Annotated in this window: 18 protein-coding genes and 1 tRNA gene; 8 read left to right on the plus strand and 11 right to left on the minus strand. The window is 60.6% G+C overall.

Features of this window, described 5'->3' with window-relative positions; genetic code table 11:
* Positions 1 to 2 precede the first annotated feature (2 nt).
* The 5 genes from AEQ67_RS28615 to AEQ67_RS28635 all read right to left on the minus strand — a co-directional run bounded on the left by AEQ67_RS28615 (position 3) and on the right by AEQ67_RS28635 (position 4969).
* Positions 3 to 296: a hypothetical protein gene (locus AEQ67_RS28615; protein WP_059407120.1), complete on the minus strand. Its 294-nt coding sequence runs from the start codon at positions 294 to 296 to the stop codon at positions 3 to 5.
* A 186-nt stretch (positions 297 to 482) separates the two neighbouring features.
* Positions 483 to 1826, minus strand: a complete 1344-nt coding sequence (locus tag AEQ67_RS28620) for a cation:proton antiporter (RefSeq protein WP_059407121.1) — start codon at positions 1824 to 1826, stop codon at positions 483 to 485.
* A gap of 47 nt (positions 1827 to 1873) precedes the next feature.
* Positions 1874 to 2485 carry a Yip1 family protein gene (locus tag AEQ67_RS28625; protein WP_059407122.1) on the minus strand — a complete coding sequence of 204 codons (612 nt, stop codon included), beginning with the start codon at positions 2483 to 2485 and terminating at the stop codon, positions 1874 to 1876.
* A 250-nt stretch (positions 2486 to 2735) separates the two neighbouring features.
* On the minus strand, positions 2736 to 3593 hold the full coding sequence (locus tag AEQ67_RS28630) for a glucose 1-dehydrogenase (RefSeq protein WP_059407123.1): 858 nt from the start codon (positions 3591 to 3593) through the stop codon (positions 2736 to 2738).
* 221 nt (positions 3594 to 3814) lie between these two features.
* Positions 3815 to 4969 (minus strand): MalY/PatB family protein, encoded by a 1155-nt coding sequence (locus AEQ67_RS28635; protein WP_059407124.1) that lies wholly within the window; start codon positions 4967 to 4969, stop codon positions 3815 to 3817.
* A gap of 366 nt (positions 4970 to 5335) precedes the next feature.
* Here AEQ67_RS28635 and fdnG point away from each other — a divergent pair, with 366 nt between their 5' ends.
* From fdnG to AEQ67_RS28675, 7 genes are all read left to right on the plus strand, one after another.
* Entirely contained in the window at positions 5336 to 8398 is a 3063-nt protein-coding gene (fdnG, locus tag AEQ67_RS28645; RefSeq protein WP_152974924.1) for a formate dehydrogenase-N subunit alpha, read from the plus strand.
* On the plus strand, positions 8399 to 9334 hold the full coding sequence (gene fdxH / locus AEQ67_RS28650) for a formate dehydrogenase subunit beta (RefSeq protein WP_059407127.1): 936 nt from the start codon (positions 8399 to 8401) through the stop codon (positions 9332 to 9334).
* Positions 9331 to 9984, plus strand: a complete 654-nt coding sequence (locus AEQ67_RS28655) for a formate dehydrogenase subunit gamma (protein WP_059407128.1) — start codon at positions 9331 to 9333, stop codon at positions 9982 to 9984. The genes fdxH and AEQ67_RS28655 overlap by 4 nt, the downstream gene beginning before the upstream one ends.
* A 4-nt stretch (positions 9985 to 9988) precedes the next feature.
* Positions 9989 to 10915, plus strand: coding sequence for a formate dehydrogenase accessory protein FdhE (gene fdhE, locus AEQ67_RS28660; protein WP_059407129.1), 927 nt, complete (start codon positions 9989 to 9991; stop codon positions 10913 to 10915).
* A gap of 50 nt (positions 10916 to 10965) precedes the next feature.
* Entirely contained in the window at positions 10966 to 12396 is a 1431-nt protein-coding gene (gene selA / locus AEQ67_RS28665) for an L-seryl-tRNA(Sec) selenium transferase (RefSeq protein WP_059407130.1), read from the plus strand.
* Positions 12393 to 14297, plus strand: a complete 1905-nt coding sequence (gene selB, locus AEQ67_RS28670) for a selenocysteine-specific translation elongation factor (RefSeq protein WP_059407131.1) — start codon at positions 12393 to 12395, stop codon at positions 14295 to 14297. Before selA ends, selB begins: the two co-directional genes overlap by 4 nt.
* A gap of 251 nt (positions 14298 to 14548) precedes the next feature.
* A tRNA-Sec gene (locus AEQ67_RS28675) sits at positions 14549 to 14644 on the plus strand.
* Positions 14645 to 14647: 3 nt separating this feature from the next.
* Here AEQ67_RS28675 and AEQ67_RS28680 read toward each other — a convergent pair.
* The 5 genes from AEQ67_RS28680 to phbB form a co-directional block, all read right to left on the minus strand.
* Positions 14648 to 15988 (minus strand): OprD family porin, encoded by a 1341-nt coding sequence (locus tag AEQ67_RS28680; protein WP_059407132.1) that lies wholly within the window; start codon positions 15986 to 15988, stop codon positions 14648 to 14650.
* 64 nt (positions 15989 to 16052) lie between these two features.
* Positions 16053 to 16706 carry a hydrolase gene (locus AEQ67_RS28685; protein WP_059407133.1) on the minus strand — a complete coding sequence of 218 codons (654 nt, stop codon included), beginning with the start codon at positions 16704 to 16706 and terminating at the stop codon, positions 16053 to 16055.
* 400 nt (positions 16707 to 17106) lie between these two features.
* Positions 17107 to 18810: a class I poly(R)-hydroxyalkanoic acid synthase gene (gene phaC, locus AEQ67_RS28690; RefSeq protein WP_059407134.1), complete on the minus strand. Its 1704-nt coding sequence runs from the start codon at positions 18808 to 18810 to the stop codon at positions 17107 to 17109.
* Between the two features lie 99 nt (positions 18811 to 18909).
* Positions 18910 to 20088 carry an acetyl-CoA C-acetyltransferase gene (locus tag AEQ67_RS28695; protein WP_059407135.1) on the minus strand — a complete coding sequence of 393 codons (1179 nt, stop codon included), beginning with the start codon at positions 20086 to 20088 and terminating at the stop codon, positions 18910 to 18912.
* Positions 20089 to 20146: 58 nt separating this feature from the next.
* Entirely contained in the window at positions 20147 to 20893 is a 747-nt protein-coding gene (gene phbB, locus AEQ67_RS28700) for an acetoacetyl-CoA reductase (RefSeq protein ID WP_082377982.1), read from the minus strand.
* Between the two features lie 500 nt (positions 20894 to 21393).
* Between phbB and AEQ67_RS28705 the strand changes: the two genes are divergently transcribed.
* Positions 21394 to 22431: an AraC family transcriptional regulator gene (locus tag AEQ67_RS28705; protein WP_059407137.1), complete on the plus strand. Its 1038-nt coding sequence runs from the start codon at positions 21394 to 21396 to the stop codon at positions 22429 to 22431.
* Positions 22432 to 22455: 24 nt separating this feature from the next.
* Here the strand turns inward: AEQ67_RS28705 and AEQ67_RS28710 are convergent, their stop codons facing one another.
* Positions 22456 to 25068 carry a DUF3141 domain-containing protein gene (locus AEQ67_RS28710; protein ID WP_059407138.1) on the minus strand — a complete coding sequence of 871 codons (2613 nt, stop codon included), beginning with the start codon at positions 25066 to 25068 and terminating at the stop codon, positions 22456 to 22458.
* Positions 25069 to 25112: the final 44 nt, after the last annotated feature.

A 25112-nucleotide genomic window follows, 5' to 3' on the forward strand; every position in this document is an offset into this window, starting at 1 on the left:
ATCTAAACTCTGGCTTCGTGCGGACGCACTTCGTCCGAGCGCTGGGTGGACATCGGAATAGGTGGAAAATCTTCGTTGAGCACCCGCAAATGCTCAATCGCTTCCCCGAACTTCAAGTCAGCCTTCCTGCGCATCGCCTGATAGTTATCAAACAATTCCCCGTCCATCTCGCCGCTCTCCAGAAGTTCAAAAGCGCTGCGGCTGAGCGCCTGGGCTTCTTCGAACATCTGACGATTACGTTCCAGCGCGAATGCCCGGCAGGCTTTGATTTGTTCGCAGGTTGAATACTGAATCATGACCAGCACCTTAGTGTTCGAGGTCCCGTTTAACTGGCTTCGACGCCACAGAGGTGCCGAAGCCGCCGAGTCCCGCCGTGCAAATAGGAGGCGGGATTAAGCGTGTGACCGGCCGGATTACAAAAGAATTTCAAATTTATGAGGGCAAAAAATCGATAAATCGCCTGTAAAAGCGCAGGCGTAAAATCAACTATTTGGTTTCTTCCGCGCCTCATACCGGGCAAGCACAGGTTGAGTGCTGATGCCGTGGAGCAGGATGCTCAAGGCGACCACCGACAGTGTCAGGTCAGTGCACAGGGTTGCCACCGACTGCACCAGCCCGTGATTCAACGCGTAAAACAGATAGAACAGGCTGCCGATCCCGCGTATGCCGAACCAGCCAATCAACACACGCTGCCGACCGTCGAGCAAACGCCCCCACGGCATGGCGATCACGCACAGCGGCCGTATCAGGAAAAACAACACCCCCGCAATCACCAGCGCTCGCCAGTCCCAGTGCGCCATCAGCACCACGCCGAGCAGCGTCACCAGAAACACTTCCATGGCCCGTTCCACCAAACCGCCGAAGGCGAGCATGTCGCCCATCATGATGCCCGCCGCGACCTGGGTGTCTTCCAGGTGTTCGGTATCGCCATGCACGGCGTGCTGCGGTTCGACGTTCTGATGACCGACCACCGGCTGCACCAGGTGTTCGGCGGGCGGCTGCGTGTGGCCACTGGATTTGGCCTCTACCTGACGCAAACCGAGGCCGGCGGCGAATACCGAGAGAAAGCCGTAGGCGTGAATCGATTCTGCGCCGACATAGGCCAGTGCGATCAGCGCCAGCGCGAGGTAATCGTTGGGAGACACGGTGCTGTCGTCATTCTTGATCCGCAGTGACAACGTCAAACGGCCAATGCCGCGTCCCATCCAGTAGCCCATCAGCAAACCGGCCGGGACCGCCCACAGCAAGCTGCGCAACACCCAGTCACTGACCCAGCCGGGATTGCCGTCGTGCTGCAGCAGGAGCAGTCCAAGGATCACGAACGGAAAGGCGATTCCGTCATTGAGCCCGGCCTCACCGGACAATCCGAAGCGCACGCTGTCGTCATCCCGGGCGTCGTTGACTTGTACAAGGGCCGCGAGGACCGGGTCGGTGGGCGCCAGAATCGACCCGACCAGCACCGAGAGGCCCCAGGAAAACTCGAAGACGTAGTGCAACAGCAGGCAGACGCCGGCAATGGTCAACACCATCACCGGACCGGCCAGGCCGAATGCAACCCGCCAGGTTTTATCCTTGAGCGGCAAGCGCAGTTTCAAACCGCAGACGAACAACGAAAAGAGCACCGCGACTTCCGTCAGGTGCTCCATCCAGGTCGAGGCGTCGTCGGTGTCCAGCTTCAATAACCCGAGCCCCGCAGGCCCGATGGTGACGCCCAGCACCAGGCAAACCGCTGATGTGGTCACTGGCATCCAGCGCAGGTACGAGGATGTCAGCGCCAGCGTCAGCAGCACGGCACCCAGCACCGCCACCCATAAAATGAAGCTCATGCGTTGTACTCACCGGGTGCGTGCCGCGATGTAGGGCCTGGGGTATTTCAACCAACGGTTGCGCGCAGGTATTCAGGCGTCAGCACGTTGAACCATAGCAGGATCATTGATACCAGGATGGTGACCAATACCAGCAGTCCAACGCCCCAGACGCACGTGGCGTTCAACAGCCCTTGTTCCTTGCGTTCATGCATAAACGTTGGCAAACCGATAAACAGCAGAAACGTCGAATAGATCGACGCTGCACCCAGCACCACAATCGCCAGCCAGCGGCTCGGGTACAGGCCGGCGATACCTGCGAGGAAAAACGGCGTGGCCGTATAGGCGGCAAAACCGATGCACTGATTGACGGTTGGCCGAGCGTCGAAGGTGCGCGACATCCAGCGGATGAACAACCCCATCACCACCACGCCGGCGAGGATGCTCACGTACAGCAATACGCAGAGTTGCAGCGCGCTGGCGGTGCTGAGCTTGACGGTTTCGTTCTCGGCCAGGCTCCAGCCGACATAAGTAGTCCCGATAAACAGGCACACAGCCGGGATCATGGCGAGCAACAGCAAATGAGCGAGGTAATGACGTGGATGAGCTTCCTCTTCCTTGCGGATATCCGTCCACGCGAAGTTCGGTTGGGTAAATAGCTTGACGATAGGTGCGGACATGACGACCTCCATATATCGAGGAGCCCGTTGCAGGGGCCCTAAAGGTATTGAGGGGGGCCAATCGTCATGGGTTCATTTTTTGTGCCCCCGACACCGCCGACACAAACCTGTAGCAGCTGGCGCAGCCTGCGTCCGGCTGCGCAGCAGTCGTAAACCCGGTATGCACAGTTTTCCTGAAACACCGCGTTAGCAGGCTTTTACGACTGCTGCGCAGCCGAACGCAGGCTGCACCAGCTGCTACAGGTCGGGTTCACAACATGGGTTTGCCGCCGGTGATTCCGTAACGCTGGCCGGTGATGTAGCTGGCTTCGTCCGAGGCCAGCAGCACGTAGATCGGCGCCACTTCTACCGGTTGGCCTGGCCGCCCCAGCGGGGTCTGGCCACCAAAGTTCTGCACTTCCTCGTCCGGCATGGTCGAAACAATCAGCGGCGTCCAGATCGGCCCCGGCGCCACGCAGTTCACCCGAATGTTCTGCGGCCCGAGCATCTGCGCCAGGCCAGCGGTGAAGTTGGCAATCGCCCCCTTGGTGGTGGCGTAAGCGAGGAGGGTGGGTTTGGGCATGTCCGAATTGACCGAGCTGGTGTTGATGATCGAACCCCCGGCCTGCATGTGCTTGAGCGCTGCCTGACAGATCCTGAAGATGGCCGTGATGTTGACATCGAAGGTCATCACCCATTCTTCGTCCGGGATGTCTTCGAAGTGTTCATGGGTCATCTGGAACGCGGCGTTGTTGACCAGGATGTCGATTCGGCCGAAGCGCTCGACGGTCTTGTCGACCAAGGCCTGGCACTGCGCTTTCTGTGCAATGTCGCCCGGCAACAGCAGGCATTGACGACCCGCCTGCTCGACCCAACGCGCGGTTTCCCGGGCGTCTTCATGCTCGTTGAGGTAGGCCACCACCACGTCCGCGCCCTCACGGGCGAAGGCAATGGCCACCGCGCGACCGATGCCGCTGTCGCCGCCGGTGATCAGGGCGATCTTGCCTTCCAGGCGGCCGGAACCTGTGTAGCTCTGCTCGCCACAGTCCGGGTACGGGTCCATTTTCTGCTGGGAGCCGGGGACCGGCTGGTGCTGTTTCGGGAAGGGCGGTTTTGGGTAGTCGTTCATGGGAAATCTCCGGTTTCAAGGCAGAAGAGTCAAAGGGTTGACCCTGGTGTTTTGCCTTGAGTTCGGTTGGATTTCGCAGGCTGTCTCAAACCAAAAAGATGACCCTGTGGGAGCGGGCTTGCCCGCGATTGCTGTGGGCCAGCCAATATTAATATTGACTGTGCTGACGTCATCGCGGGCAAGCCCGCTCCCACAGGTTTTTTGGTGTTGTTGGGATGAGGTCAGGCCTTGAGGTTGAGCAGGCTGCGCTCCATGCGGGCGATACCTTCCTCAAGCAATGCCCGTGGGCAGCCGAAATTCACGCGCACGAACTGTTTACTGTCGTCGCCGAAATCCAGGCCGGGGCTGAGGCCGACTTTTGCCTGTTCGAGGAAGAACTGCTGCGGGTTTTCCAATCCCAGCGCCGAGCAATCGAGCCACGCCAGGTAGGTGCTCTGGGGCACGTTCATGGTGATGCCCGGTAACCGGCGACGAACCGCGTCGACCAGGTAATCGCGGTTGCCTTGCAGGTAGGTCATCAGTTCGCTCAGCCAAGGTCCGGCTTCGCTGTAGGCGACGCGGGTGGCTTCCAGGCCCAGCGGGTTGACGCTGTCGACCATGCCGCAACGGGCGTGGTTGACCCGTTCGCGCACGGCCCGGTCCTGAATGATCATAAACGAGGTTTTCAACCCGGCGATGTTGTAGGCCTTGCTCGCCGACATCAGCGTGATAGTGCGTTGGGCAATTTCCGGGCTCAGCGTTGCCACGGGCACGTGTTTGCGTGCGTCAAAGCACAGTTCGGCGTGGATTTCATCGGAGATGATCCAGGCGTCCTGCGCCAGGCAGATGTCGGCCACCGCTTGCAGTTCTTCCCGAGGGAACACCTTGCCCAGCGGGTTGTGCGGGTTGCTCAACAGCAGGGCACCGCCGCCCGTCAGGGACTGGCGCAAGATGTCGAGCCGCGTGGCATAGGTGCCGTCAGCCAGTTCTGCGAAATCCAGCTCAACCTTGTTCAACCCCCAATGGCCCGGTGCATGACGCAGCGGCGGATAGTTGGGAACCTGCACCACCACGTTTTGTTGCGGCTGGACCAGCGCCTTCAGCGCCATGTTGAAACCCGACTCAACGCCCGGCAGGAAGATCAGCTCCTGCGGTTCTACGCGCCAGGCGTATTTATTCCAGAGGTCGGCAACGATGGCCTCGCGCAAGTCATCCTGAGCCACGCTGTAGCCGATCATCGGGTGTTCAAGGCGTTTTTGCAGGGCCTGGATAATCACCGGCGGCGCGGCGAAGTCCATGTCGGCCACCCACATCGGCAACACGTCGGCCGGGTAACGGCTCCATTTGGTGCTGCCGGTGTGGTGGCGATCGAACACCTGATCAAAATCGAAAGTCATGCGCAGTCTCGTAACAGCAGGGTTGGTTATGGCGGCCATGATAATCGCCAAGCCCTGCGGGAGCGAGCCTGCTCGATAACGCGAGAGGCGCGAATACCACCATCCCTGTGGGAGCGGGCTTGCCCGCGATGACGTCAGCACAGTCCACATTAATATTGGCTGAGCCACCGCAATCGCGGGCAAGCCCGCTCCCACAGGTTTTGTGCCAATTAATACAGAGGTCGATAGATGCCCGACGGTCGGCTCTCATGGCGAATTCGACAGCCCTGTCTAAAATTCAAATGTCGGTAGCCACGCTGCCGCCACCGTGATTGTCCAGAAAAACCCGGCACACGTACCGGGTCATCACCTGATCAGGAGTGCACGATGGACCTCAGCCGTCGTCAGTTCTTCAAGGTCGCTGGTATCGGCCTTGCGGGCTCGAGCCTGGGCGCGCTGGGCATGGCCCCGCCAGCCTTCGCCGAGCAGGTACGCCATTTCAAACTCGCCCACACCCATGAAACCCGCAACACCTGCCCGTACTGCTCGGTCGGCTGTGGCGTGATCATGTACAGCCAGGGCGACACCGCCAAGAATGTCGCGCAGAGCATCATCCACATCGAAGGCGACGCCGACCACCCGGTCAACCGCGGCACCCTGTGCCCCAAAGGCGCGGGCCTGCTCGACTTCATTCACAGCCCCGGCCGCCTGCAATACCCGCAGGTGCGCAAGCCTGGTAGCACTGAATGGACGCGCATCTCCTGGGATGAAGCACTGGATCGCGTGGCCGACCTGATGAAGGCCGACCGCGACGCCAATTTCATCGAGAAGAACACGCAAGGCCAAACGGTGAACCGTTGGCTCACCACCGGTTTCCTTGCGGCCTCGGCGGCGTCGAACGAAGCGGGTTACATCACCCATAAAGTGGTTCGCAACCTCGGCATGCTGGGGTTCGATAACCAGGCGCGTGTCTGACACGGCCCGACGGTGGCAAGTCTTGCCCCGACGTACGGCCGTGGTGCCATGACCAATACCTGGACCGATATCGGTAACGCGAACCTGATCCTGGTGATGGGCGGCAACGCAGCAGAAGCGCACCCGTGCGGCTTCAAATGGGTGACCGAAGCCAAGGCGCACAACAAGGCGCGCTTGATTGTGGTCGATCCGCGTTTTACCCGGACCGCCTCGGTGGCCGACTATTACGCGCCGATTCGCACCGGCACCGACATTGCTTTCATGGGCGGGCTGATCAACTACCTGTTGACCGAAAACAAGATCCAGCACGAGTACGTGCGCAACTACACCGACGTGTCGTTCATCGTCAAAGCCGGGTATGGCTTCGAGGACGGGATCTTCAGCGGTTACGACGTGGCCAAGCGCGCCTACACCGACAAATCCGGCTGGGGCTATGAGCTCGGTGAGGACGGCTTCGTCAAGGTCGATCCGTCCCTGCAAGACCCGCACTGCGTCTATCAACTTATGAAGCAGCATTACAGCCGCTACAACATCCAGCTGGCGAGCCAGATTTGCGGGATGCCGGTCGATGCCATGCAGAAAATCTGGGAAGAAATCGCCACCTGCTCGCAACCGGGCAAGACCATGACGATTCTCTATGCCCTGGGCTGGACGCAACACTCGATCGGCTCGCAGATCATCCGCAGCGCGGCGATGGTGCAACTGCTGCTGGGCAACGTCGGCATGCCAGGCGGCGGCGTCAATGCCTTGCGCGGGCACTCCAATATCCAGGGCCTGACCGACTTGGGCTTGCTGTCCAACTCGCTGCCGGGTTACCTGACCCTGCCGGGCGACGCCGAGCAGGATTACGCCGCCTACATCACCAAGCGCACGCAAAAACCGCTGCGTCCGGGGCAATTGTCCTACTGGCAGAACTACAGCAAGTTCCACGTCAGCCTGATGAAATCCTGGTACGGCGCCAATGCCACCGTCGAGAACAATTGGGCTTACGACTACTTGCCGAAGCTGGATATCCCCAACTACGACATCCTCAAGGTCTTCGACCTGATGGGCCAGGGTAAGGTCAACGGCTACATGTGCCAGGGCTTCAACCCGATCGCCGCGTTGCCTGACAAGAACCGGGTGACGGCGGCACTGGCCAAGTTGAAATGGCTGGTAGTGATGGACCCGCTGTCCACCGAAACCTCGGAATTCTGGCGCAATGTCGGGCCGTACAACGACGTGAAAAGTGCCGACATCCAGACCGAAGTGATTCGCCTGCCCACCACCTGTTTCGCCGAAGAAGACGGCTCGCTGGTCAACAGCAGCCGCTGGCTGCAATGGCACTGGAAAGGCGCGGACGGGCCGGGTGAAGCGCGCACCGACGTGCGGATCATGAGCGAGTTGTTCATCCGTCTGCGTCAGCGTTACCAGGCCAACGGCGGCGCGTATGCCGAGCCTATCCTCAAGCTGTCCTGGCCGTACAAAGTCCCCGACGAGCCTTCACCGGAAGAACTGGCCAAGGAAATCAACGGCTCCGCCACCACCGATTTCACCGACGCCACGGGCGCGGCGATCAAGGGCAACGCGCAACTCGCCGGTTTCGCTCAGCTCAAGGATGACGGCAGCACCGCATCAGGCTGCTGGATTTTCTGCGGCAGCTGGACCGAGGCGGGCAACCAGATGGCCCGGCGCGACAACAGCGATCCGTACGGCATGAAACAGCATCAGGGCTGGGCGTGGGCCTGGCCGGCGAACCGACGGATTCTGTACAACCGCGCCTCGTGTGACCCGCAAGGCAAGCCATGGGACGAGAAAAAACGCCTGGTGTGGTGGAACGGCAAAGTCTGGGGCGGCACCGATGTGCCGGACTTCAAGGCTGACTCGGCACCGGAAGCCGGGATGAATCCGTTCATCATGAACCCGGAAGGCGTGGCGCGGTTCTTTGCCGTGGACAAGATGAATGAAGGGCCATTCCCTGAGCATTACGAGCCGTTCGAAACCCCCATCGGGATCAACCCGCTGCACCCGGACAACAAGAAAGCCACCAGTAACCCGGCGGCGCGGATCTTCGATTCGGTCTGGGATAGCCTCGGCGTGGCCAAGGATTATCCGTACGCCGCGACCAGCTACCGGCTGACCGAGCATTTCCACTTCTGGAGCAAGCATTGCAAGCTCAACGCGATTGCCCAACCGGAGCAGTTCGTCGAGATCGGTGAAGTGCTGGCGAAAGAAAAAGGCATCGTTGCCGGCGACAAAGTGCGGGTCAGTTCCAAGCGCGGCTTCATCGAAGCGGTGGCGGTTGTGACCAAGCGCATCCGGCCGTTGCAGGTCAACAATCAAGTGGTACACCAGATCGGTATCCCGTTGCACTGGGGGTTCACCGGGCTCACGCGTCACGGTTACCTGACCAACACCCTGGTGCCGTTCCTCGGCGATGGCAACACTCAGACCCCGGAATCCAAGTCATTCCTGGTCAACGTGGAGAAAGTCTAAATGGCCAGCCAAGACATCATCGCCCGTTCGGCCACTACCACGTTGCCGTCGTCAGTGCGCAATCAGGAAGAAGTGGCCAAGCTGATCGACACCACCAAGTGCATTGGCTGCAAGGCGTGCCAGGTCGCCTGCTCGGAATGGAACGAGCTGCGCGACGACGTCGGTCACAACCACGGCACCTACGACAATCCTCAGGACCTCACCGCAGAAACCTGGACGCTGATGCGCTTCACCGAGCATGAAACCGACGCCGGCAACCTTGAGTGGTTGATCCGCAAGGACGGCTGCATGCACTGTGCCGAGCCCGGCTGCCTGGCGGCGTGCCCCAGCCCTGGTGCGATCATCAAGCACGCCAACGGCATCGTCGATTTCGACCAGGACCATTGCATCGGCTGCGGTTATTGCATCACCGGTTGCCCGTTCAACATTCCGCGCATCTCGCAAAAGGATCACAAGGCCTACAAATGCACGCTGTGTTCGGACCGGGTCGCCGTGGGCCTGGAGCCGGCCTGCGTGAAAACCTGCCCGACCGGCGCCATCGTCTTCGGCACCAAGGAAGACATGAAGGAACATGCGGCGGAGCGCATCGTCGACCTCAAGAGTCGGGGCTTCGACAACGCGGGCCTGTACGACCCCGAAGGGGTCGGCGGCACCCACGTCATGTACGTGCTGCACCACGCCGACACGCCGAAGTTGTATGCCGGCCTACCGAGCGCGCCGACCATCAGTCCGTTGGTGGACTTGTGGAAGGGCGTGAGCAAACCCTTGGGGTTGCTGGCCATGGGGCTGGCGGTGCTGGCCGGTTTCTTCCACTACGTGCGCGTCGGACCACAGCTGGTTGAGGAGGATGAACTGCCGCCCACGGTCGATCCTGCGGTGCATGAGGTCGATCCGTCGGTACACACCTTTGATCCGCGCGGGGAGAACAGACCATGATCCGCAGACAGATCCTGCGCTACACCTCGAACCAGCGCACCAACCACTGGCTGGTGGCGATTTTCTTCTTCATGGCGGCGCTGTCGGGGCTGGCGTTGTTTCATCCGGCACTGTTCTGGCTGACCAACCTGTTTGGCGGCGGGCCGTGGACGCGCATCCTGCATCCGTTCATGGGCGTGGTGATGTTCATGCTGTTTCTGGGATTGGTGATTCAATTCTTCCGGGCGAATTTCTTTATCAGCAATGACCGCTTGTGGCTGCGGCGTGTCGGGCGGGTGATCCGCAACGAAGAAGAGGGTGTGCCGCCCATTGGCAAGTACAACCCCGGGCAGAAGCTGCTGTTCTGGACATTGCTGCTGTGCATGCTGGTGTTGCTGTTCAGCGGCCTGGTGATCTGGCGGGTGTACTTCAGCGATTACTTCGGCATTACGTCGATTCGCTGGGCGATGCTGCTGCATGCGCTGGCCGGGTTTGTACTGATACTGAGCATCATCGTGCACATCTATGCCGGCATCTGGATCAAGGGTTCGGTCAACGCCATGCTGCATGGCTGGGTCAGCCGCGCCTGGGCGAAGAAGCACCATGAACTCTGGTATCGGGAAGTGACCCGCGACGAGAACCCCGACCGGCCGATCAGCAAAAAAGGATAACCCCTTGGCGACGATTCTTGAGCCTGGAGAGATCGAAGCGGCGGCGAGTTCACCGCCGTTTCTGCATCAGCCACCGAACAACCTGTTCACCCTGCGCGCCTTGCGTCTGGAACACCTGGCCGAAGGCAATCCGCTGGCCGATTACCTGCGAATGGTGGCGGGCCTGTGCCACGTGCAGCAGCGTTTGCTGGACGATCCGCCCGTATCGGCCATACCTGATCCTGAACGCCTGCGGTTGTGCCAGCAACACGGCTTGCCACCGTTCGCCGCCGATAGCCTGGCACGCGAGGTGGGTTGGTTGCCGTGGCTCGACGCCTTGTTGCAGCGTTACGCGTCACCCACGCAACCTGCGGTCGAGAACGCCGTGGCGACCTTGCGCAAGGCCGATGCCGGGCAACGCAAGGCGTGGGCGATTGCCTTGGTCAGTGGTCAGTACGCGCTGGTGCCGGCAGCGTTGGTGCCGTTTCTCGGCGCCGCATTGCAGGCCGCCTGGAGTCACTGGCTGCTGCACACGCCTGACCTTGCACTGAAACCCGGCGACAGCCTCAATCAGTGCCCGGCCTGTGGTTCGCCGGCCATGGCCGGGGTGATTCGCCATCGCGGCAAATACAACGGTTTGCGTTACCTGGTGTGCTCGCTGTGCGCCTGCGAATGGCATGTGGTGCGGGTCAAATGCGTGTATTGCGAACAGAGCAAAGGCCTGGAATATGTGCGCCTCGATGACGACCGTCACGCCGCCAATCAGGCACCGTTGCGCGCGGAAGTCTGTCCCGGTTGCCGCAGCTACCTGAAACTGCTTTATCTGGAAAACGACGCCGAGGCCGAGGCGCTGTCGGCGGACCTGACCAGCCTGATGCTGGACATGCGCCTTGAGCAGGAAGGTTATTTACGCCCGGCACCGAATCTTCTGCTCGCTCCCGGAGGCGATTAAGCACAACGGCTACACTCAGGCGCGACGGTCAACGTTTGCGGGAGCGCCTGATGTCCTCCAGATCCGCCAGCTCAACCCTGCGGCTGCCCTCCATCGACAGTTTGCTGCGCCATCCTGCCTGCCAGCCATTGGCCGAGCGTTACGGGCGTGACGCGCTGCTGAGCAGCCTGCGGCAATTGCTTGAAGACTTGCGTGCGCAGGTTGTCTCAGGGCAAATCGACGCCATTGAAATCGCTCCTGAAGTCTTGGCCGGCAGGGCGGGAGAACGCTTGGCCACTCCGCATCGCAGCCATATCCGCCGCGTGTTCAACCTGACCGGCACCGTCCTGCACACCAACCTCGGTCGCGCACTGTTGCCAGAGGAAGCTATCGATGCGGTGCTGATCGCCGCACGCTATCCGCTCAATCTCGAATTTGACCTGCACAGCGGCAAGCGCGGCGACCGTGATGATTTGATCGAAGGCCTGATTCGCGAGTTGACCGGCGCCGAGGCGGTGACGGTGGTCAACAACAATGCCGCTGCAGTATTGCTGACCCTCAACAGCCTGGGCGCGAGGAAGGAAGGCATCATTTCCCGAGGCGAACTGATTGAAATCGGCGGCGCTTTTCGCATCCCCGATATCATGGCGCGCGCCGGGGTGAAGCTGCACGAAGTGGGCACCACCAACCGCACCCATGCCCGGGATTACGAAGCCGCCATCGGTCCGCGCAGCGGTTTGCTCATGCGTGTGCACGCGAGCAATTACAGCATTCAGGGGTTCACCACGAGTGTTCCGACGGCGCAACTGGCGGCGTTGGCCCACAAACATGGGCTGCCGCTACTGGAAGACCTCGGCAGCGGCAGCCTGTTGGACTTGACGGGCCGGGGCTTGCCCGCCGGACCGACGGTGCATCAGGCGCTGATCGATGGCGCGGACATCGTCACGTTCAGTGGCGACAAATTGCTCGGCGGTCCGCAAGCCGGGTTGATTGTCGGGCGCAAGGAACTGATCGCGAAGATCAAGAAGAACCCACTCAAGCGAGCCCTGCGGGTCGACAAACTGACCTTGGCTGCCCTCGAAGCGGTGTTGAGCCTGTACCGCGATCCGGATCGCCTGGCCGAACGCCTGCCGGCATTGCGCCTGCTGACCCGTCCTCAGGCCGACATCCTCGCGCAAGCCGAACGCCTGCAACCGTCGCTGGCACAGGTGCTGGGCGATGGCTGGAGCGTCAGCGCGGTGCCGGCGCTGGGCATGATCGGCAGCGGCAGCCAACCCGTGGCGCGCTTGCCGAGTGCCGCGTTGTGTCTGCGGCCGCAGGCGTCGAAACGTCTGCGCGGGCGCTGCTTGCTCAATCTGGAAGCGGGCCTGCGTGCGTTGCCGATTCCGGTGCTCGGGCGCATCGATGACGACGCCGTGTGGCTGGACCTGCGGCAACTGGACGACGAGCCGGCGTGGCTGGCTCAACTCGATCAATTGCAGGAGGAGGGTGCGCCAGGGTGATCGTCGGAACGGCAGGGCACATCGACCACGGCAAGACGTTATTGCTCCAGTCCTTGACCGGCCAGGCCGGTGATCGTCGCCGGGAAGAACGTGAACGCGGCATGACCATCGACCTCGGCTATCTCTACGCAGCGCTCGAACCCGGCGCGGCCCTGACCGGTTTTATCGACGTGCCCGGTCATGAGCGCTTCACCCACAACATGCTGGCCGGGGCTCAGGGCATTGATCTGGTGTTGTTGGTGGTAGCGGCGGACGACGGCGTCATGCCGCAGACGCGCGAACACCTGGCTATCGTCGAACTGCTGGGCATCCCACGGGCATTGATCGCGATCACCAAGTGCGATCGGGTTGATACGGCGAGAGTGCAGGCCGTGCGCGAACAAATCGAAGCGTTGCTGGCGCCCGGTCCTTATGCCGATGCGCCGCAGATTGCGTTGTCCAGCGTGACCGGGGAGGGTGTCGATACACTGCGCCAAGCCTTGCTCGACGCGCAACATGACGTGCTCCAACGCAGTACCCTGGGTGGTTTTCGTTTGCCGATTGACCGTGCCTTCAGCGTGGCCGGTGCCGGTATTGTCGTGACCGGCACGGCGCTGTCCGGGCAGGTTGCGGTGGGCGATACGCTGTTGCTCGGTCCGCAGGGCAAACCGGTGCGGGTGCGCGGGCTGCATGCGCAGAACCAGGCTGCGGACAGCGCATTTGCCGGCCGGCGAGTCGCCTTGAACCTGAGCGCCGAGCGCTTGGCACTGGAGCAGATTCACCGGGGTCACTGGCTGTTGGCCGACTGGTTGTATGCGCCAACCCAGCGTGTGGACATCGAGATGCACTTGTTGGCCAGCGAACCCCACGCCTTCGAACACTTTCAACCGGTGCACGTGCACCTGGGGACTCAGGATGTGACGGGGCGGGTGGCGTTGCTGGAGGGTTCCAGCCTGTTGCCGGGTGAGCGGATGTTCGCGCAGATTCTGCTGAAGGCGCCGGTGCATGCGGTACAGGGCGATCCGTTGATCCTGCGTGACCAGAGCGCTCAACGCACCCTCGGCGGTGGCCGGGTGCTCGACCTTTTCGCCCCGACCCGACAACGCCGAAGTCCCGAGCGTCTGGCGCAGCTACAGGCACTGGCCACAACTGACAGTCTGGAAGCCGTGTTACCTGCGCTGTTGACTAACAGCGCCTCCGGGCTCGACCCGCAGCAGTTGGAGCGTCAGTTCAACCGTCCGCGCAGCACGTGGGTGTTGCCCGATGACGTGCGTTTGATCGACACCCGCCAAGGTCCGTTGTTGTTCAGTGCTGACCGTTGGGACGCTTTGAAAGTACCGCTGCTGGAACACCTCGCACGCTTTCATCAACTTGAACCGGATCAAATGGGACCGGACCGCGATCGCCTGCGTCGCTTCACCGGCACCACACTGGACCGCCCGACATTCATCAGCCTGCTTGACGAACTGCTGGCCAGCGGTGACATAACGGCCAGCGGGCCATGGCTGCATTTACCGGTTCATCAGGTACGTTTGAGTGCAGACGATGAGGCCTTGTGGCAACAGTTGCAGCCGTTGTTCGAGCAGGCCGGTTTCGATCCACCGTGGGTGCGCGACTTGGGTCACGATGAAGCCGCGGTGCGCTTGCTGCTGCGCAAAATGGCGCGGCTGGGGTTGCTGCATCAAGTGGTCCGTGACCTGTTTTACACCGACGCGGTGTTGCGCCGATTGGCGGCTATGCTGATGCAACTGGCGGCCGAGAACCCGGTGATTCAGGTTTCGGCTTTTCGCGATGCGGTGGGCCTCGGTCGCAAGCGCAGCATTCAGATTCTCGAATACTTCGACCGGATAGGCCTGACCCGACGATTGGGCGACAAACGCCACATCCGTCTCGACAACGCCCTGGCAACCCAACCTCTGTAGGAGCTGGCTTGCCAGCGAAAGCGTCCTGTCAGGCAATACATTCATCGAGCCTGCGGACGCCTTCGCTCTGTAGGAGCTGGCTTGCCAGCGAAAGCGCCCTGTCAGGCAACGCATTCGTGGCACTTACGAACGCCTTCGCTCTGTAGGAGCTGGCTTGCCAGCGAAAGCGTTCTGTCAGGCAATACATTCGTCTGGGTTGAGGACGCCTTCGCTGGCAAGCCAGCTCCTACAAGGATTTACACTGATTTCAAGGAAGGCAATCGCGCCCGGTGGCGCGGCCGGGCTTCAAACCCGGTTGGGGACGGCATCCGTTCCCGGGCAGGTTCGACTCCGGCTGCCTTCCGCCATTTTTAAAGGTGTCCAAAACTCAGCGGGTACTGGATAACCACATAAACCCGGTCGATGTCATCACCGGCCTGAGCCGTGTTCGCCCGGTGCGACACATGGGACAGTTGCAGCGACAAGCCCTTGGCCGAGCCGGATTGCACGACGTAACGCAAATCGATGTCCCGCTCCCAATGCCGTCCGCCATCCCCTTGTTGAGGCACAAACTCGCCGGTCGTCTCGTCGAACGGGTTGTAGGCCCCGCCCTGGGGCGCATGGGTGCCGTCGATCTGGCTGCCCGTCACATAGCGAGTCATGAAGCTCAGCCCGGGAATCCCGTAGGTCGCCAGGTCGAGGTCGTAGCGGGCTTGCCAGGAGCGTTCATGGGCGCCGTTGAAGTCGGCGTACTTGATCGAGTTGGCGAGGTAGATGGAGTCGCCACCGACGAAATCGAACGGTGTGTCGCCATTGATTTTTTGCCAGGCCAGGGTAAAGGCATGTGCACCGAGGGTGTATTTGCCCGACAGGCTCGATGCCGTGTTGTCGATAGGGCCGGCCAGCGCTTGGCCGGTGTCCCGCGTGTGATAGACATTGGCGTCGAGGAACACGCTGGACTGTTTCAAGTGCAGGTTGGCGTAGTACTGATGCCAGGTGTCGGTCAACTCTGAGGCGTAGAGGGCACCGCCGACCGGGCTCTGGGTAAACAGGTCGGCCCCGAGAAACGAAATGCCGCCGGCCTCAGTGTTGGCGCCGTAACCAAAAAAGTTGTCCTTGCCCGAAGAACTGTCCTGGTTCTTGAACGCGGTGAAATGGCCAGCCACCAGGTTCATGCCATCGATTTCATGGCTGTTCAACAAAAAACCGGTGGCGTACTCCGGTTGCAGGCGTTTGTCCGCGGTGTCGAACACCGGGGTTTCCACCAGCATTTCACCAAAGGCCAACGTGGTTCGCGAAGCCCTGACTTTCACGGCGCCGCCACCGCTGGAGTAGTTGTCTTCGCTGCGGCCGTCAGCGTCCACGGGCAACAGTCCCGTCCCGGAATGGCCCTTGCCTCCGTCCAGTTTCAATCCCAAAAACGCGTGCGCATCGAGGCCAACGCCCATCGTGCCAGGTGTGAAACCGGATTCGAAAGTGCCGATAAAGCCTTGAGCCCACTCCTGTTTATAGTTTTTGTCCGCCGGTGACGGGGACCGGTAGTCACTGTTGAGGTAGAAGTTTCGACTGAGCACCGAAAGCGCCGACCCGTCCAGAAAACCCTCGGCGTTTTCTGCCGGTTCGTTGGCCCGGGCTGTCCCGGCCGTGCCGGCGACCAACACCAACAACAAAAATGGCACCCCGGGTTTCAGGTCTTGCGAGGAACACTTCATGGACCAAACACCACGGTGGCAGCGACTCCGGAACTCTGCGGAGTCGCTTGTTTTTAGCAGGCGCTTAATGGCCTTCCGAAGCACCAAACATGGTCTTGGCGTAGATCAGGCCCAGACCGTAGGCGCCGCCATTGGCAATCGAGGTTTTCACCGTTTCATCGTAAGTCTCGCTACGCGCCCAGTCACGCTGCAGCTCAAGCAGGTATTGCAACGAAGTCATCGGCCGCGCGCCGATCTGGATCATGCGCTGCATGGCCATTTCATGGGCTTCGGTGGTGACGTCGCCACAGGCATCGGCAATCACATACACCTCAAAACCCTGGTCAATGGCCGACAGCGCCGGGCCGACGATGCATACGGAAGTCCACAGGCCGGCCAGGACGATTTTCTGCTTGCCGAATGTGTTGACCTCGACGGCAATGCGCTCGTCTTCCCACGTGTTCATGCTAGTACGGTCGATGACGTTGTGTTCCGGGAACACCGATTTGATTTCATCGAAGATCGGGCCGGAAAAACTCTTCTCGGCAACGGTGGTGAGGATGGTCGAGACCTTGAACCCACGCGCAGCCTTGGCGACGAGCGCGGCGTTATTGCGCAGGGTGACGGCGTCGATCGACTTGGTCGCAAAGGACATTTGCGACTGGTGATCGATCATGATCAGCGTGTGGTCGGTCGGGGTCAGCAGGGTTTTGCCAGGAACAGCTTTTGCGATGGCCATGACGATGTCCTTACGGGGTGAGTGAGGAAGTCATGGTTACGTAGATCGCGGCGGGGATATTGAATCGGTGTGCTGTGTTTGGGTTTTTTTGCGGAGAAGGGCCAAGGGGGCCCACGGTGGGGCATTGGACCCTGTAGCAGCTGTCGAGCTTGCGAGGCTGCGTTCGGCTGCGAAGCAGTCGTAAAGTCAGACAATGCGGTGTGTCAGATTCACCGCGTACACAGGATTGACGACTGCTTCGCAGCCGAACGCAGCCTCGCAAGCTCGACAGCTGCTACAGAGCCGGGCGCAGCCTCGCAGGCTCGACAGCTGCTACAGAACCGGGCGCAGCCTCGCAAGCTCGACAGCTGCTACAGAGCCGGGTGCAGCCTCGCATGACGTTATCGCGCGAGGCTGGCGGTCATTGCATCACGTAACGCCCCGGTGCCGACTCGATCGCCGGGTATTGGGCGTTTCCGGTGTGCAGTACCGAAGGTTGGCGTTCGCCGGATTGTTCGGCCAGCCAGACGAACCAGTCATTCCACCAGCTACCCGCGTGTTGCTGGGCATTTTTGAACCAGGTTTCCGGGTCCTCGGTGATCCGGTTGTTGGTCCAGTAGTTGCGTTTTTCCTTGGCGGGCGGGTTGATCACCCCGGCGATATGGCCCGAGGCGCCCAACACAAAGCGCTTGGTTCCGGAGAGCAACGCGGTGCTGGCGTAAGCGCTTCGCCACGGCACGATGTGGTCGTCGTGGGTGGCGAGAATATACGCTGGCGCATCGATGGCGCGCAGGTCCAGCTTGACGCCGCAGCAGTCCAGCTCGCCGGATTTCAGGTCGTTCTGCAGATAGGTGTGGCGCAGATACCAGCAGTACATCGGCCCCGGCAGGTTGGTGCTGTCGTTGTTCCAGAACAGCAGGTCCAGCGCGTTGGGTTTCTGGCCCTTGAGGTATTTGTCGACGTTGTAGTTCCACCACAAATCGTTGGGGCGCAGTAGCGAGAAGGTATTGCCCATGTCTTCGCCCTTGAACAGGCCGATCGGGCCATTCAGGCCGCCGATGGTGCGCTCGCGGTAGGCCACCAGTTCTTCGTCGACGAAGATGTCAATGGGGCCGGTGTCGAGGTAATCGAGGAACGTGGTCAGCAGGCTGACGCTGGCGATGTCTTTGTCACCGCGCGCCGCCAATACCGCCAGCGCCGAGCTCAACAAGGTGCCGCCAATGCAGAAACCGACGCAATTGGGCCGTTGCTCACCGCTGATCTCACGGGTCACTTGCAGGCCTTTGATGATGCCGGTTTCGATCAGGTCATCCCAAGTGGTGTCGGCGTGTGCCTGGTCGAAGTTGCGCCACGACATCAGAAACACCGGGTGGCCTTGCTGCAACAGGTGGCGAACCATCGAGTTGTCCGGGCGCAGGTCGAGGATGTAGTACTTGTTGATCGACGGCGGCACGACGAAAACCGGGCGCTGGTACTGGGTTTCGCTTTGTGGGTAGTACTGGATCAGCTGGAACAGTTCGTTCTCGAAGACCACTTCACCGGGGGTATTGGCCAGATCGACACCGACCTTGAAGGCGCCGCTGTCGCACTGGCGCATCTTGCCTTCCTGCAGGTCGCTGGCCAGGTGCAACATGCCCGTGAGCAGGCTGCTGCCTTGCGTATCGACGACCCGTTGCAGGGCATCGGGGTTACTGGCGAGGAAGTTGCTCGGCGCGCCGGCGGCGATGGCTTGCTCTACCAGATACAGCAGGCGCAGGCGTGGTTTCTTGTCCTTGATCGGCAGTTTATCGAGCAGTTTCAAGAGAAACCCGGCATTGAGCAGGTAAAACGCCGCGAGGGAGCCGAACAGCGGCTGGCTCCAGTTACCGCTGGCGAAACGTCGATCGTCGAAGCTGAAGGGCTGACCGGTCAGCAGGCGCTGGCCGAGTTCGCCCCATTGCTGCTGATAGTCCGATTGCAGGCTGTCCAGGGTGTCGCGCGGCAGGTCAAACCACTCGCTGTATTCCTGCCCCGTGAACCACGGATTGGTGCTGACCCAGAGGCGTAATTGTTGCACTGCAAAGGAGGCAATGAACGGGACCTGGCCTGACCAGAAGGTGTTGAAAGTATGCGCGTTGTTGTCCATGGAACTCCTTGCCCACATCAATAAACCGGGCAGAAAAAAACCGCGGCGCCGGACTTCGGCGCCGCGTTGGCAGTCAAGCAAGCAGTCCTGTGTTTCTTCTTAGCGTTCGATCACCAGGCTGACACCCTGGCCGCCACCGATGCACAACGTGGCCAGGCCTTTCTTGCCATCACGACGAATCAGCTCATGCAACAGCGACACCAGAATCCGCGCGCCCGATGCGCCGATCGGATGCCCCAGGGCAATCGCGCCGCCGTTGACGTTGACTTTACTGGTGTCCCAACCCAGCTCCTTGCCGACCGCAAGTGATTGCGCGGCGAAGGCTTCGTTGGCTTCGATCAGGTCGAGGTCGTCGAGGCTCCAGCCGGCTTTGGTCAATGCCAGACGGGTAGCGGGCACCGGGCCGATGCCCATGATCGACGGGTCTACACCGGCACTGGCGTAAGCCTTGATGCGCGCCAGTACCGGCAAACCGAGTGCCAGGGCCTTGGCTTCGCTGGCCAGCATCAATACGGCGGCGCCATCGTTGAGGGTCGACGAATTGCCGGCGGTGACGCTGCCGGTTTTCTGGAAGGCCGGTTTGAGGTTACCCAGTGCCTGGAGCGTGCTGTCCGGGCGCGGTTGTTCGTCGGTGTCGAAGACCAGCGGCTCACCTTTGCGCTGAGGAATCAGGATCGGGGTGATTTCACGCTTGAAGTAACCGGCTTCGATGGCCGCAGCGGCTTTCTGTTGCGAAGCGGCGGCGAAGGCGTCCTGATCTTCGCGACTGATCTCGTACTTGCTCGCCAGATTCTCGGCGGTAATGCCCATGTGGTAGTCGTTGAAGGCGTCCCACAAACCATCCTGAATCACGCTGTCTTGCAGTTGCGCATGACCCAGGCGCAGGCCGGTGCGCGCCTTTGGCAGAACGTAAGGGGCCAGGCTCATGTTTTCCTGACCGCCGGCAATCACCAGTTCGGCGTCGCCGCAACGAATAGCCTGGACCGCGAGCTGCACAGCCTTGAGGCCGGAGCCGCAGACTTTGTTCAGGGTCAGGGCAGGGGTGGTAAAGGGCAGGCCGGCCTTGATCGCGGTCTGGCGTGCCGGGTTTTGCCCCGACCCGGCTGTCAGCACTTGGCCGAGGATCACTTCATCAATCTGCGCGGCATCGATACCGGTCTGTTCCAGCAGGCGGCGAATCACCGCAGCACCCAGTTCGGTGGCGGGAATGGCGGCCAAGGCACCTTGAAAACTGCCAATGGCGGTGCGCGTAGCGGCAACGATTACGACTTCGTTCATGCATGACCTCATTAAATGTGTGTCGAGCGGGAGCGGGGGCGTCCATGCCCCGACAGGCCTATTGCATGTTCATGCCGCCGTTGACCGAGAAGTCGGCGCCGGTGCTGTAGCCCGATTCATCGGACGCCAGCCAGGCGACGATGGAGGCGATTTCTTCGGGTTGGCCAAGACGCCCGACCGGTGTGGCCGCAATCATGGTGTCGAGAATGTCCGGGCGGATGGCCGCAGTCATGCTGGTCTGGATGTAGCCAGGGGAGACGGTGTTGACGGTCACGCCTTTGCCCGACACTTCCCGGGCCAGTGCCATGGTGAAACCGTGAATACCGGCCTTCGCCGCGCTGTAGTTGGTCTGGCCGAACTGGCCACGCTGGCCGTTGATCGAGGAAATGTTGATGATCCGGCCCCAGCCCTTGGCCAACATGCCTTCAATCACCTGTTTGGTGGTGTTGAACACGCCGCTGAGGTTGGTGCCGATGACGGCGTTCCAGTCTTCGGGGGTGAGTTTGCGGAACGACGCATCACGCGTAATACCGGCGTTGTTGACCAGTACATCGATCGGGCCGAATTGTTCGCGGGCCATCTCGAAAGCCTTGCGCGTCGACTCCCAATCGGTGATGTCGCCGTAGATACATTCAAACTGATAACCCGCCGCCAGTTGTGCGGCAATCCAGTCATTCTTGCGGGCGGAATCAGAGCTGCAACCGACAATGACTTTGAATCCTTCCTTGTACAGGCGTTGGCTAATCGCAGTGCCAATCCCACCCATACCACCCGTTACCAACGCAATACGACTAAGCGACTTCATCGACTCACTACCTTTTTTTATATTGCGCTGCAAGATGCAAGGATTGTTCGGTATTGGCCGAGTGTGCGGAAGTGTTGAGAGGTGACTGTCTGGTGTCCAACGGTGCCAATCCCCGGTCGAATCGACGGGTAGCAACTTTTGGCGTCGCCCGCATGCGTGGGTGTGTTGGCATGAGATCGCTTATGTAGCAGCTGTCGAGCCTGCGAGGCTGCGTTCGGCGGCGCAGCCGTCGTGAAATCAGGCAACTCGGTGTTTCAGGAAAACCTCGCGGTCAGGTTTTACGACGGCTTCACCGCCGAACGCAGCCTCGCAGGCTCGACAGCTGCTACAGGTAACGTGGAGTCAATAAGCGACGACCGGTGCGTGAGCCTGGCAAAAACGTGTGAATACCTATACTGAGGTCAACTTTTCGAATTAAACCGCCAGTTACTATTTGCTGTACCGTAGATCAGTTATGGCTCCGGACAGGATGTTCGGTTCCACAGGTCATTGAGGACGCCATGTATAGAATGAGTTCAGGCTATGCCAGCGTGCTGGTCAATACGCTCTCGGCTCAGGGACTGGATGTTGCCAGTCTGTGTCGGGAGGCTGGACTGGATATTGATCTCGCGAACAAACCAGGAGCGTTTTGCGAGCGAAGGGCGATCTATCGATTGTGGGAACTGGCCGCACAGGCCTCGGGGGATCCGGACATTGGCTTGAAAGCCTATGGAAGCTTTCACCCCGGCAGTTTTCAGATCGTCGGCTACACCATGATGTCCAGCCTGAATCTGAAAAAAGCCCTTGAACGCCTGGTCCGTTTCAGTCCGTTGATTGGCACGGGATTCAGTCTTTTCTTTACCTCGGAACAGCAGAACTACCGACTGTCCGGCCTCGACCATCAACAAGTGGGTTCGGTCAAACCTCGCCAATACACTGATGCAGGGCTCGCTTCGTTGCTGGGTTTCTGCCGTAAGCTGGCGGGCGGCAACGCCCCGCAACCCTTGAGCGTCGGCTTCACCTATCCCGAACCGGAAGACACCTCCGAGCATCGGCGGTTGTTTGGCTGCGCGCTGCATTTCGACGCGGCATACGACAGCATTGTGTTTGACGAGCAGGAGTTGCTGCGTCCGTTGAGCATGGCCAACGAAGCGTTGGCGGTGCTGCATGACAGTTTTGCCGAGGCGCAATTGGACCTGCTGTTTGGATTCTGCATTGTCGGCAGGATTCGCGCGCTGATCACCGAGCGCTTGAGTCAGGGCCAGGGGCAATGCGACATGGAGTCGATTGCCGCGGCGTTGAACATCAGCAAGCGAACGTTGCAGCGCGCCCTGGAAAAGGAAGGCACGCAGTTCAAGGACGTGCAGAACGCGGTGCGCCGGCAATTGGCTGATTTCTACCTGCGCCATTCTCACTTCAACATGAAGCATGTGGCGTATCTCCTTGGTTTTCATGACCACAGCAGCTTCAACAAAGCGTGCAGCCGCTGGTTTGGCATGACGCCCGGTCAGTATCGGGCCGATGAATCGTTTGAAATCGAGGAGGCCGCGCCGGTCTGACGCGGTCTCGTCAGCGATTCAGCGTTACAGCACGGGAGGCTTTTTCACGCCTTTTTTGTTCTTGGTTGGTTTGTGCAGTGGCGTCGCCACCTTGGCGGTGGGCTTGTGGGGCACTGCCGGGATTTTTGGTGCAGTCGGCTTAGGTGTGACGGCCGGGATTGCCTGTTTGATGGGTTCGGGAGCGACGGCCGGGATTGCCTGTTTGATGGGTTCGGGAGCGACGGCCGGTACTGTCTGTTTGATCGGTTCAGGCGTTACCACGGGTGCTTTCTGCTTGATCGGCTCAGGCGCGACCACCGGCGCTTTTTGCTTGACCGGCTCCGGTGTTACTACCGGGGCTTGCTGCTTGACGACATCAGCCTCACCGGGCGATTGGGTCAGGCTGAAGCCCGGCAATGGGACGTCGAACAGTGTGTGCAAGGTGCACCAGAACGGGTGTTCAGCCCCGTTGCCAGTCAGCAGTTCCGGCAGCAAATTGGCGACGGCGGCCAGCACCTGCTGGCGCTCTTCGGCCTCGGGAAGCATCAACGGCAAGCTTTGCAGGCTTTCTTGCGGGTAAGTGGCGACCAGCAGTTTTTGCAGGCTGACGGTTTCGCGAAGATCGAGCGGCTCCGCGCTGTAGTCCTGCAGCAGCACCTGCATTTGCTGGATCAGTTTCTCGACGCTGTTCTTGCCGGGTTCGTCGCTGTCGCGGCCGAGCAAAAAGAGGATACGGATCAAGGCTTCCATCAGGCCGCCAAGGGGCAGGGCGTCCTGTAAACGTTCGATCAGGGCCTTGTCATGCAGCTCGGCGTGCGCCTGAAGATTGCGCCCCGGCGCATTGCCGGCGAGGCTATTGAGGACGCCATATACACCGTAGAAACACATTTCCTGAGCCGCATCACGCAGATCGCGGTAGCCGTTCAACGCGTCCTGCACCTGGTTGGAAAACAGTTCCTGCCAAGCTAGCAACGGGTTGTCCAGGCTGGCGGGATGACGATTGTTGTTCACTTGGGCGACGCTATCGGCCAGCCACCACAGCGCCGGGTTCAAGCTGCTCCACAGTACTTGCTGCTGATGGAAAGGGTGGGCCTTGCGCATCAACTCGGCGCTCGGTTCGTTGATCAACTGGCGCAACCATGGACGTACGAAGCCGTCGTACAGGCCGTTGTTGATGACAGAGGCGCGCTCGACCAGGGCGAATTCGCGATCATCATCGCGGGGCGGTTTGGCGTCGCCATGGATATCGGCAATTCGCCGAGGTTCGAAACGCACGGTGTAGGGCGTCTCTGAGCTCTGCGGCAAATCATCGATGAGCATTTCATACAGCCCGGCCGGCAACGCATTGATCGTGTCGACCGCGCCGAGCAATTCGCGGTGTTCACGCCGAGCCACTTCGCCGGAAACGAAGATGCCCAAGTGACCGATGCTGGCGTGTCGAAGGTAAACGATGGTGCGCCCGGCACTTTGCAAGGCGAGATCGCTGGGATAGACGTCGGTGATCCAGTCCAGCGCCTGCTGCGGCGAGGTGATGTTGTCGCCGTAGGAACAGAACACCACCACCGGCACTTCGATCAGTTTGAGATCAAGCCCGCTGCTCTTGCGTCCGAGGCCGCCGGACAGCTGATTGCCGATGAACAGGTCGTCGACAATCATCTCGATTTCTTCGCCATTGAGCAGGGTCGGGCTGCCCCACCAGCGTTCGAAATCGAGAAACCGCGCCGCTTCGCTGTCGACTTCGCTGAACAGGTGGTAGTACTTGCCCCAGTAGGTATTGGCCGGGTCGAGGCTCTCGAAATTGCTGACCAGCCAAGTCCCGTCGAAGCGGCTATTACCGAGGTCGCTGCCCAGGCGCGCCATCCAGCCGCCACCCAACAGACCACCGGTGTAGCGCATCGGATTGCGGCCATTGACGCCGGCCCAGTAGGACAACGGTGCACCATTGACGATGATCAGGCCCGGCAGCTCGGGACGTTTGGCCGCCAGGCCCATCAATGCCCAACCCGCCTGGCAGTTGCCGATGATCACAGGCTTGGTGCTGTCCGGATGCCGGGCACTGACAACTTCGATAAACCGCGCCTGCGCCTCAACGATGTCTGCGAGGGTTTGCCCAGGACGTGGCGAGTGACTGAAGGAGATGAAATAGGTGGGATGGCCAGCCCTGAGGCTTTCACCAATGACCGAATCCTGTTTGAAACCGCCGATCCCCGAGCCGTGGCCGCCGCGTGGGTCAATGATGATCACGGGTTGTTTTTTGCTGTCGATCCGTTGGCCGGGGCCCGCGAGAATCTGCAACAGCGAGTAATTGACCGGGCGTGGCAGCTCGGCGCCATCGACCAGCGTTTCATGGTTGAACTTGAGCAGCAGCGGATACCCGGCACGTTCGTGGGCCAGCGTATTGTCGCCGCGTTGGCGCAAGGTGTCCCAGAACAGCACGCTGCGTTGGCCGAGGTCAGTGAAGTATTCCTGCCAGTCAGCCGCCGTCGGTTGTCTGAGTTGCCGCAGGCTTAAAGGCGCGAAGGTTTTTGCCTGGCGCTTCTGCACGGCGTCGAGGACGTTGCGGGTATTGAGGCGTTGCAGATGATTGAGGTGCTCGAATAAACCAGCAGGGGCGCAAAGGCCTTCATCTTGCAATGCAATATATTCTTCCTGACCCATCGTGAACTCCTGACGCCATGCGTGAGAACCTGCCCCTCTAAACC

Origin of the sequence: Pseudomonas sp. RIT-PI-q (genome assembly GCF_001297125.1) — a bacterium.
Classification (GTDB): Bacteria; Pseudomonadota; Gammaproteobacteria; order Pseudomonadales; family Pseudomonadaceae; genus Aquipseudomonas.